Genomic DNA, 11,205 nt, shown 5'->3' with positions numbered 1-11,205 from the left:
GCGCCGATAAGCTATCGACTCCGTGCCGCCTAGGAAAGACAAGCAAATATTTACTTTAACTTTTGGGGTACACCTCATTGTGTAGTAATCTCTTTTTGCTTCAACTATGAACAAAATTGTTCAATAACTAATTTTTCTGAGCATCTGAAATCTTGTAGTAAATGTTTACTGGATTACCAAATGTTACATTCGTATCAGTCGAATTTGCTGTGAATTCTACGTGACTGTCATCATTGGTAACAACATTGCCAGTTCCAATATTTAACTGCTTAAAGGTTGGTGACTTAAGAGTTCCTAAATTATTGTTGGCAGCATAATTTAAGAGTGTAGGTTGACTAATAGTTGCCCCTTGTACCCCTGAATAAGACATATTCAAGCCTGTACTAATATACTTATCTGAGGCAGCATCTGAAAGCTCTTTGTTCAATGCCTTAATCGCAGTTTGTACTTTAGGTCCATTTGTTTGATCATTAAGTTTTTGCTGCAAATTAGTTAAATCTCCAGGTACCAATTTAGCAAGTAATGCAGAAGAAGTATTATTCCCACTTGCATCTTTGGCAGCTGCTGGAAGATCAGCCTTTAGGTCGTCCGGAATTGGAACAACATCACTAAGAGGATTCTCAGTAGTTGCAGTCAACAGTTTCCTATTATCAAATCCGGCTGGCCGAATGGTACTCGAAACCGTCTGATTTACCGGCACAACCGAAATCGTTACCGAACTACCATAGTGACCAGAAGCAATCGCGTTAATCTGGTCCTGATTCAAGGTATTGTTGTTATTGTAGTTCAATCCATAACCTGTTCCAGCTAAAGCAGTTGCTAACTTACCTTGAATATCTGATTGGTCACTACCATAGAATGACCAGTTAGAACCATTTTGATAACCAACGAGATTACCACGGTTGGCACCTGACTTAGTCCAATCATAGTAAGTTGACAAGTTGTTGCCATTTGGCATTCTGAAGTATACACGAACGGCATTATCTGCAATTGCCGAGTTCAAATACAACTTGACCGAACCCCCAAATTGGGCAACCGCTAAGTTATTCAATTGTGATTGGTTCAAGTTAGAAATATTGTAGCTGTAATTAGTGCCATGAGTGGAGTTGTAGCCAGACAAAGCATTGTTAATAGATGTTTGCAATGAAGCTTGATCGTTGGAATCTAATGACCAGTTGTGAGTGGTAGTGTTGTAGTTTCCTAGATAAGAATTTCTAGTAGCACCGGTCTTGGTCCAGTTGAATGATACTAACGTGTTGTTGCTGTTATTTGGATCCATGATGTTGAATTGGATCTGGTTGTCAGCAATTGGCGTTGTTGCATTCGTCTGGGTCAAGCCACTCATCTTAATCCAACCAGTTGCTTGGCTATTTGGATTTGCTGGGTCATAGATGTGAACCCATTGATCTGATGAGCCTTCCTTGGTTCGATAACCAACTGCGTCAATTCGGAATTGCGTGTTGGCGTAAGGACTTGAATCAGTGATTGCTCGGCCAACCTTATAGTTGGTATATGCAGGTGACTTGTAAGTAACTTGGGTGCCATCATTGGCAGTTCCAGGTGTCGTGATCTTATAAGTCCCGTTTTGTTAGGCTGTTGTTAACGTTGAAAATGCTTGGTTGGTAAATGTTCGATATTGTTGAACCCCACCGTTGAAGTCAGAGTCGGTTTTACCACCATAAATCCAACCACGGTATGAGCCATCATAAGTAACCACTTTGTAATAGATGGAGCCACGATTAGTAGTGGCAATTCGATAAGCCCGAACATTATGTGTTGAAGATGAAACGTTTGAGAAGCTGCTTAAAGTAGCTTTAGAAGCGACTACCCGAGCACCCCTCAATGTTCCGGCCTTAGTATATAATGCATTGTTCCCAGTAAAAGTGACGTTACGATCCTGCGGCAACATAGCCATCTTACTATTAGATGTGACTCGAGCATAAGTCTTGGCACTTGCCGTTTGAGAATTTGCCATGCCTGCAGCTGCAACGAACCCTAATGCAGCTACTGACAAGAATAGTGATCTTTTAAGATCAAATCTCATAAATAACCCCTCCTTAACAATATATCTTACACTTGTTACACTTTCATTATACAGTTTATGAAATGGGTTTCAAAGAATAAGCCTAACGAAAATGAGATTATAAAGATAACATCAGGGCACCACCGTTCCACAAAAGATCAATGGTACCCTGATTTGGCGTATGTTCAAATAGTAATGGTTTTAATGTTGATTAGTGTTTTTCACATTAAGTCAAACCGGTGAATGGATCTTCTCAGCATTTTTTAGCTACTCGTACCGTTCAACTATTCGCCCATTTAATTTCTGCACTTGCCGATTATCATACGGGAATTGTTCCTTAAACCAATTCAACTGAGCCGCACTCACAGTCACCTGTGGATTCGTCACTATCAGCCACTCAACCCCCTCAGTTAGCGGGGGCGTAGTCAGCGATCCCAAATAATGAAAACCAACCGGGCGTTCTGGTAACCACCGATCAATTCGAATATCGGCTAAGTCAGTTTTGCCAGCAGTGAAGCCCTCAATAATCTGTTGGAATGCTGGATCAGCATCGCCAACTTTTGCGAGTAAGGCAACCACAACGAGTTGACCAATTGCATTTTGATGCACCAAATGAATTTCCAAGGGGAACTGGCGCCCGTCAATCAAATGTTCCGAAGCCGAGTGAAAGTGAACCTGTTGAAATGTAAATGATCGTCCAAAGATATCTGCGTTACCATTTCCGGGCAAGCGGATCGTGGTTTGGTCATCAACTTCCTGTTGTAAGTGATACTGAGATTGAGCGGCAAATTCAAGCGTTCCCTTCTTTGACACTGCCGCCTTGGTTTCGATATTAATCGGTGATTGCTGGAAGCCAAAACCGTTGGACCATTGTTCCTGATGCGTGTAATCGAGCATGTGGGTCATCCCTTCAATAATTGTTTGAATCTAGTTTACAGTATTTTGGCAAATTGACCAGATTCATTTACCCTAATCTGCTAAAAAATCCTGGTCAAAGCTGAAATTATCAGCCGCAATCAGGATTTTAATTCACTATTTCACTTTAAAATAAGCATGGTAATGGCCACTGTGGACTGTATTGAACGGAACAAGTCCAGTGCCACTTTCTAATTGGTCGGTCGTCATGGCTAACAACTGTTGTTCATCAGTCTGCTTAACCAACATATCTGGACCTCGAAAGACTGCTGCTAGTGTTTGGTTATCTGGCGCAGTCTTGACGGTCACCCTGGATGTGTAATGCAATTCAATCGTATTTTGACCAACTAATGCTGGCAAACGCAGATATCCTTTCTCCCTATTTAGAGGGGCAACCACGCCATTAACGGTTACTGCCAGGTTAGTCATCCAATCTGGCAGTCGAATTAAAACAGCAATCGGCGACTTGAAATCGGTCTGAACACTCATATGATTTTTCTTAACTTGCTGGCTAATTATCCCATTGTCGTCCGGCAATGTTAATTGACTATCGTAAAACAAGTTAACATACAGGCTTTCACCATCAAACGCGTAAAGATCTTTCTGAAAACGAACCATATTCTCTAGGCCAGTCCCATGGCAACAGGTATTATCTATATCCGTATCATATTGTTTCATGCCACCAGGTCTTAATGGCAAGAAGTACGTAGACCCGCCATCAGTTTGATGATCATTGGCTACTAGTAGATGATTATTCAAAACGTTTTCCGCGTAATCCATATATTTACTATTGCGAGTAATCTCGAATAATTGTTGGGACAATTTGAACATGTTGTAACTCGCACAGGTTTCATCCGTTTTGTCCGTCAAGTACTTAGAAACAGCGTCCGCTTCATGGAACATTTCGGTTTCCCCGACACCCCCATTGGCGAAACTATGGTGATTAACAACCAGGTTCCAGAAATTCTCAGCCAACTGGAGATAATTCTCATCCCCGGTTTCCTCATATAGATCGGCAGCACCGATGATTTGCGGGATGTGCTGATTGGCATGCATATTATTGAGAGTATCGTAATTGGTCAGCATCGGGACAAACAGTTTGTCATTACTGAATAGTTTGGCCGTTTGCAAGTAACTTTGGCGTCCTGTTTCCCGATATAATCGCACCATCGCCGAAATCATACCGCCAAATTCTCCAGCAATGTAAATTGACCACATTTTTGTCAGCTGCTGGTGAGATAATTTATTCAGCCGTGCTACTACCCAGTCACCCAACTTAGTAGCAATCGCTAACGCCTGTTGGTTGTCAGTATAGTGATAACTATCCAATAACCCATTCAATATTTTATCCAAAGTGTAATAAGGTGCCCAAATGTTGGGATAAGTTTCGTATTTTTCCAACTCGTCAAATTGGGTCTCATCATATGCGCTTAGAAAGCCTGGGTGAGCCCCTAATTTGGTAAATGTTTGTTGGACTTTGGCCAGCTCAGTAACCAGATAATCTAATTTATCCTTAAAAATTGACTCGTGCGTGTCAAAATATGCGAAAGCCAACGCTGACATATAATGACCAGTGGTGTGACCTCGTAATTTACAATCTGGCGCATCCCAACCCGTCATTTGTTTCTCAGGATCAACAGGTAGTCCGACAGCCTGACGGAAATTGAATAAGAGTTGATCGGTGTCGATCGTCTTCAAGTGAGTCAACATTGTCTGGCTACCCGAAATATAGGGGTTATCCCCCAGTAATTCGACCGGTAGTGTCTTAAACGGATTGTGCCAGCCATGTTCATCTTGGGGGACTCGCTTAATGGTCGCTTTAACTGAAGCGCCATTTTCCTTGACGGTTCCAGAAATTGTCTGAGTGAGTGCCGCTGGGTCGAAATCCCGCTGCCAGGTCACTTCTGCCGTGGTATAAGAACCATCAGCAAGCTTGACAACCACCACCTGGGGTAAGTCATAGCTGCTTGAATGAATCGTTAATTTCAAGTCAACCAGATGGTCAATTGCAACTTTCCGTGGCTCTTGAATCACCGTTGCCGTATATTGTTTTTGCAAGGTTTTGTTACCTAGTTTCGCTGTTAAGTTTAAATGGACCACGCGGTTACCAACGCCTGGCATCGGCCGGGTTACCTTACCATCATCTGTAATGAACAAGTGCTCATCGGATTGCCACTGAAACTGACTACCATTTTTACCAGTGCTTGGCAACGAGATATTGGTGTCAATGGTTCCTAGGTTGCCTAAATAAATATTTTGGACATCTTCTAATAGTTGTTTGTTTTCAACCGTAGCCTTCATCATTAGCACTCCTATTCTCTAGTTCTCAGTATTTGCGGCTGAAACGGTTTCTCCCGCCACTTTTTCTTTAATCCAATTCTTACCGTCAACAATTCTAGCAAGAACCATTGCGGTAGCTGGATTGCTAGTAACATTATTCATCGTGCAGAATGGATCAGTCAAGGTTCCCATAATGACGATAATTGGGACAACAGCGGTCGGGAACCCAAATGCTGAACAAATAAACATTTCACCGATAAACCCACCGCTTGGGATTGTGCCGACAATAACCCCACTAATAACGGCAACAACCACGGCCATTGCCATATTTTTCAAATCAAACGTTCGATGGAACATCGCAAATAGAAAGGCAATTTTCATAATTTGAACAGAGACAACGCCATTTTTATTGATACTACCACCGAGTGGCATGATGATGTTGGGAATTTCTGTTGGAATATGCATCTTTTCACTCGCAACAATGTTAACAGGGATGCAGGCGGCACTGCTGCAAGTTCCCATTGCAGTTGCCATTGGAGTCCAAATGTTGGTGAAATAAGCTTTCAAGCCGGTCCGGCCACCGCCATAGTATGCCATTGCAGGATTTGTAATTAAGAAGAATAGAATTGTGAAGCCAACGTATACCAAAGCTAGTTGAGCAATTGATGAAATAACTTGCCCACCCATCTTACCAACCAAAGCGGCAAAGTAACAGCCAATTCCAATTGGCGCCAATTTCATAACGTAACTAACCAACTTCATACAAACTTCAGACATTGAATGAATCACTTGTTTGGCTGGTTGGCCAACCTTACCTAAAGCATTAATGGCAATCCCAGTTGCAATTGTAAAGATAATCAACGGCAACATATTATTCTTCGACAGCAGATTATAAAAATCAGGAACCGTTAACATGCTGACAACATTGAAGTTTGCCGCAATCGCAGTGCTCTTGCCAAGTTGAATCGCGCCGCTGGGAGCAACGGAGATTAAGTTAATCACAATTAATGCCAATAGTGACGTAATAACACCGCCTACCACCACAATCGTGATAAAGAGCATCAAAATCTTGCGTAACTTCCCACGACTATCCATATTAGCAATTGCATCGGCAATCGAGAAGAAGACGATCGGAACAATTAATACAAACACAAGGTTCAAGAAGATATCAGCGATTGGCTGAACCGCCACCGTCCTTTTTCCAAATACCAGCCCAGCGATTGCCCCTAGAATCGATGCAGAGATCAGGATGATCGAAAAGCCGTAATTCTTCATTATTTGTTTCATGAGCTTATCCTCCAAAATGATATTGATCTAAAATATAGCAACACCTTAAAATAATAAACGAAATTTCATTATAGATCAGAAAGATATATGATTAACATCTACTAACCTTTTTCCAATCTATGCTCATATGATAGCGGATACATAAATATGTTACAATGTCAATGGTTATTATAAAATATGACAATATTAAACGAAAAAATTGTACTATATTTAACTAATTGACTGACTAGTAACATTCATCTTTTTTTGGTCCATGTCAGTTCTGCGGTTAACCGCCTCGTTAGGCTAATAAAATATTAAAGGGTGATATTATGTTTTTACAGTTTAAGTGTCCACCATTTCCATATTTTGTCGTGGCGGGCAAAACACTATTTCGAGCTGGGAATGTTCACGAACGCCGCATCCTCAAGAATGTCTTTGATCTGATTGTGGTCACAGAGGGCCGTTTATATATTCAAGACGATGGTGATCGTTATTCACTTGGCAAAAATGAGTCTATTACTTTAGCCCCAAATCGGTTGCATTACGGCTTTCGTCCTTGTGAAGAAGATACTCGAATTTCTTGGCTGCATTTTGCCACGGATAATCCAACCGAACGGGTCCGACAACCTAAAAATTGAGATCAGAAAAAAGGCTAATCGCCGTAAATATTATTCTAAGGATGAGTTCAACCTCTACTTGCCCGTTTACAAGCGCCTTTCAGAAAAGGATACGCGCTACCTAATCCAGAATATGAATAATTTGTCAGATATCGATGTCAATCACAAGTTAAGAGAAAAGCAATTCACAACGCCCCAACTTGATCAATTATCTGAACAGCAGTTGTTTTTAAATATCATATCAACTATTTACGTCCAGTCGTCAGTCAGTCCTCAAGATAACTTGGCAACTCAAGTCTATGGTTTTATAGAATCTCATTACGATCAGCCCTTCTCGTTGGATGAGATTTCACGTCATTTTATGTATTCCAAGCCATACATTATCAATTCCATCAAGCAGGCATACGGCCAAACACCCCAACAAATTCATCGACAAATTCGACTTGAAAAAGCTGAACGGATGTTAATCGAAACAGTTTTATCCATCGACCTAATCAGTGAAAAGCTGGGGTATACCAGCTCATCATATTTCATTAAGCAGTTCAAATTGTATTATCATAAAACGCCATTGGCCTATCGGAACCATTCTGATAACGCCATTGTATAAAGAGGCAGGTTGCCGATTTTGGCAGCCTACTTTTTTCGTGTATAAGGATGATCAGATCGTAGGAAATCCTTCCCAATTATGAACAAAAACCGAAACCTCTGTGAATATAAGCGAGAAAGTTGAGCGCTTACAGTCTCCCTTGTTACGATAATTGCGAAAACAAGTCGTTAGGGAAATTCATATGGAGGAAGATGACATGAAATCAGCTAAATTTTATTGTATAAGCGCACTGACAGCACTGTTATTCATGGGTGCTGGTGGTGCGGTGATGGCGAGTAATGGTGGTAATGATGATGGTTCGAGAATTTCGCGGATTAATTCGACTCAAGGTGAAGAGGTCACTATTGCCGATAAGGACGTTGACATAGATACGGAAACTGGACTAATCACCAATTTTACGAATGTTGAAAAAGCTCGTAAATTGTTGGCTGGTGGACACTTGATGATTCCAGCTAAGATAAACGGAACGATTGTTAAGGGAATTGGATATAATGGCGAACCTGACGGCGTATTTGACTACGATCGTTTAAATTATCTTGTAAACTCAACCCAAACAGACCATTCTCGAAGAAACAAAGCAGAAAAGCGGAACAAGGATGCGGCTTCTCAGGGAATATCAGCGATAACTTTTGCTGAGCCAGAAAATATCCTAACAATTGGAAGATGGGCTTCCTACCATAACCAAATTTCTAATATTGACTTGCCAGAAGTAACCACAATCGGAGTACAAGCATTTCACCATAATCAAATCACTTCCGTAAATCTACCACAAGTAATTTCCATTAAAAGTGAGTCTTTCTTTGGCAACTACCTCACAGCCCTCAATTTGCCAAAAGTACAAACTATTGAGGACAACGCATTCGCCTTTAATAATTTAGCTAAAATTACGCTAGGGGGCTCTAACTCAACCCACAATATTATGATTAACTCCAAAGCATTTAGCCTTCAAAATTTAATCGAGAAAAGCAGCGGGCCGCTAACGACCCCTGCAGAAATTGCTTTCCGAACGAATGTACGCCGTCAGGATCCATTGAAGTGGCAAACCATTACTCAGGCGATCCAACCATCACTTAAAGCAAACGGCGTTGAACAATTAAAACCAACTAATGCAATATTATTCTCACTCAATGCAGGCGAGCACTTTAACCAGACTGTTAAAAATGATGAAGAGAATCAACAGTTTACAAACATCCCTCAGGCAGGGGATCATCTCAATAAATTTGCAATCGGGGTACAATTCAATCCCAAATCAAGTATAAGTGGAAATTCCCAATCAACTCAAACCGGCAACTACTCCACCTCCGCCGTGGTCAACATCACTAATCCCACCACGCCACCAACGACCACCCCAGATCCACAACCGGAAAGGGAAAAACAACCAGAGACCAACAATAATAATTCCGGCAACACGATCAATATTAATCCGGCACCCGACCTCGACTTCCCCCACCAATCCGAGTCAGTCGACAAAGTTGCCAAGCATCCCCACACAATTTATAACAAGCAGACCATTCGAGTGCACAAAAATACCGACCTGACTTCCCCACTCAAGACTTACAGGAAAGTAGCTCGTCACAAAGCCAAAACATTCAAAGTTCTCGGCGTTGCGTACGCCAACAATGGCGCCAAGCGTTACAAAGTAGCAGGTGGTTACGTCACGGCTCACAAAGATTACGTTGCCAACGCCCACTACCAAAGCGTGCCGAAAAGTAAACGAGTAAAGGTTATCAGCACCAAGGGCATTCACAAATACCAAGACGTCAAACTGACTAAACGACCAACCAAGAGCCACGTCAAGCGAAATAAGGTGCTCAAAGTTATTAAACTGGTTAACCAAGGCAATTTAACCCGCTACCAACTCAATGACGGCAGCTACATTTCTACGAACAAAACGTTAATCATGCAATCCAAATAACTATCATCCCCACGTAACCAGGACAATTTCTAACTTTGTCCTGGCTTTTCTAGTTGTTTTACGAAAAAAGGTTGACTTATTGCCAGAAAAGCATAAACTTTTATGATAATTAATCTAATAATTAAATCCTGGTTAAGGGACGGTAACGAGCTGCTACAACCCTTTGCTTGGGCTGAGTTTCGTCTCATTTTATGAGAATCGAATCCATTCAAATATTTGTGGCAAATACATAATATTAGGTTAAAAATAACAAAACAATAAGAATAACAGGAGGATGTTATATGACAAGAAAAGTTGGCGTTATTGGAATGGGCCACGTTGGCTCCACGGTAGCAAATTACATAATTAATGGTGGGTTCACAGAAGAAATTGTCTTAATTGATACGAACGAGTTAAAGGTAAACGCCGATGCAACCGACTTCACCGATGCTTTAGCAAACCTGCCTTTCCACACTAAAATTACCGTTAACGATTATGATGCATTAAAGGATGCCGACGTGATCATTTCGGCTGTTGGTAAAATCAGCTTACAGAAAGATAATCCAAAACATGACCGGTTCGTTGAATTACCATTTACCAAGCAAGCCGTCAAGGACGTTGCCGCTAAAATCAAAACATCCGGCTTCAACGGGATCTTAATCGACATCACCAACCCATGTGACGTCATCACCACCATGTACCAAAAGTACACGGGCCTTCCTAAGAACCATGTGATGGGAACCGGAACCTTACTCGATTCATCTCGAATGAAGCGGGCGGTTGCTCAAGAATTAAACATTGACCCTCGTTCAGTTGATGGCTACAACTTAGGCGAACACGGAAACTCACAATTCACTGCTTGGTCTGCCGTGTGGGTCTTAGGTCATCCCATCACCAAAGTTGCCAAAGAACGCAACATTGATTTAACTGAATTGGATGAAATCGCCAAGGCCGGTGGTTACACCGTCTTCCATGGCAAGCTGTACACCAACTACGGAATTGCTTCAGCCGCAGTAAGATTAGCCCGGACCATCATGAGCGATGCCCACACTGAACTCCCCGTTTCCAACTGGCATGAAGAATACAACACTTACCTCTCCTACCCAGCCATCGTTGGCCGTGACGGGATTGAAGAACAAGTTCATTTGGACCTCACCGATGAAGAAAAGGAAAAACTGGCTGAATCAGCTAACTATATTCGGACTCGATTTGAAGATACGGTGGCTTCGTTAGGTGATTAGTGAGCGGAGCCAAGCGGTTAGAGATCGGAGGGTAAGTCGCCTCGAACGGAAATTCCGGTTTTGGGAATTTTGTTCGAGGTGCTTACACGCAGATCTCTGCTTGGAGGAGCTGTCCTAATAAAAGTGAGCGGAGCCAAGCGGTTAGTAACCGGAGCGTAAGTCGCCATAAGCGGAAATTCCGGTTTATGGAATTTTTGCTTATGGTGCTTACGTGCAGGTTACTGCTTGGAGGAGCTGTCCTAATCCATATAGCAGAATAACTGAAAATTAATTTTAAAACTTGAATTTACACTTTAAGTGCAACACTAATTAAATAAAGAATGGCCCATGGCCAAATTTCTGTAAAATGATGTTTGCGA

9 protein-coding genes are annotated in these 11,205 nt (G+C 41.8%); 4 read left to right on the top strand and 5 right to left on the bottom strand.

The window, feature by feature from the left end; genetic code table 11:
• Positions 1-127: 127 nt before the first annotated feature.
• From KTE19_RS11145 to KTE19_RS11125, 5 genes are all read right to left on the bottom strand, one after another.
• Positions 128-1,345 carry a hypothetical protein gene (locus tag KTE19_RS11145; RefSeq protein WP_217342305.1) on the bottom strand — a complete coding sequence of 406 codons (1,218 nt, stop codon included), beginning with the start codon at positions 1,343-1,345 and terminating at the stop codon, positions 128-130.
• Between the two features lie 243 nt (positions 1,346-1,588).
• Positions 1,589-2,044, bottom strand: coding sequence for a hypothetical protein (locus KTE19_RS11140; RefSeq protein ID WP_217342304.1), 456 nt, complete (start codon positions 2,042-2,044; stop codon positions 1,589-1,591).
• A gap of 246 nt (positions 2,045-2,290) precedes the next feature.
• The gene (locus tag KTE19_RS11135; protein WP_217342303.1) at positions 2,291-2,920 is read right to left on the bottom strand and encodes a carbonic anhydrase family protein; all 630 of its coding nucleotides are present in this window, start codon (positions 2,918-2,920) and stop codon (positions 2,291-2,293) included.
• A 135-nt stretch (positions 2,921-3,055) separates the two neighbouring features.
• Positions 3,056-5,239 (bottom strand): beta-L-arabinofuranosidase domain-containing protein, encoded by a 2,184-nt coding sequence (locus tag KTE19_RS11130; RefSeq protein WP_217342302.1) that lies wholly within the window; start codon positions 5,237-5,239, stop codon positions 3,056-3,058.
• Positions 5,240-5,257: 18 nt separating this feature from the next.
• Entirely contained in the window at positions 5,258-6,505 is a 1,248-nt protein-coding gene (locus tag KTE19_RS11125; protein WP_217163719.1) for a dicarboxylate/amino acid:cation symporter, read from the bottom strand.
• Positions 6,506-6,816: 311 nt separating this feature from the next.
• On the opposite strand from KTE19_RS11125, the gene KTE19_RS11120 reads away from it, so the two are divergent.
• From KTE19_RS11120 to KTE19_RS11105, 4 genes are all read left to right on the top strand, one after another.
• Positions 6,817-7,125, top strand: coding sequence for a cupin domain-containing protein (locus KTE19_RS11120; protein WP_217342301.1), 309 nt, complete (start codon positions 6,817-6,819; stop codon positions 7,123-7,125).
• A 58-nt stretch (positions 7,126-7,183) separates the two neighbouring features.
• Positions 7,184-7,711 carry a helix-turn-helix domain-containing protein gene (locus tag KTE19_RS11115; RefSeq protein WP_217342300.1) on the top strand — a complete coding sequence of 176 codons (528 nt, stop codon included), beginning with the start codon at positions 7,184-7,186 and terminating at the stop codon, positions 7,709-7,711.
• 196 nt (positions 7,712-7,907) lie between these two features.
• Positions 7,908-9,626, top strand: a complete 1,719-nt coding sequence (locus KTE19_RS11110) for a DUF5776 domain-containing protein (RefSeq protein ID WP_217342299.1) — start codon at positions 7,908-7,910, stop codon at positions 9,624-9,626.
• Between the two features lie 281 nt (positions 9,627-9,907).
• Complete coding sequence (locus tag KTE19_RS11105) at positions 9,908-10,846, top strand: L-lactate dehydrogenase (RefSeq protein WP_217342298.1); 939 nt, start codon at positions 9,908-9,910, stop codon at positions 10,844-10,846.
• Positions 10,847-11,205: the final 359 nt, after the last annotated feature.

Origin of the sequence: Lentilactobacillus dabitei (assembly GCF_019061365.1) — a bacterium.
GTDB classification, from domain to species: Bacteria; Bacillota; Bacilli; order Lactobacillales; family Lactobacillaceae; genus Lentilactobacillus; species Lentilactobacillus dabitei.
This window is presented reverse-complemented; position numbering and strand designations above follow the sequence as displayed.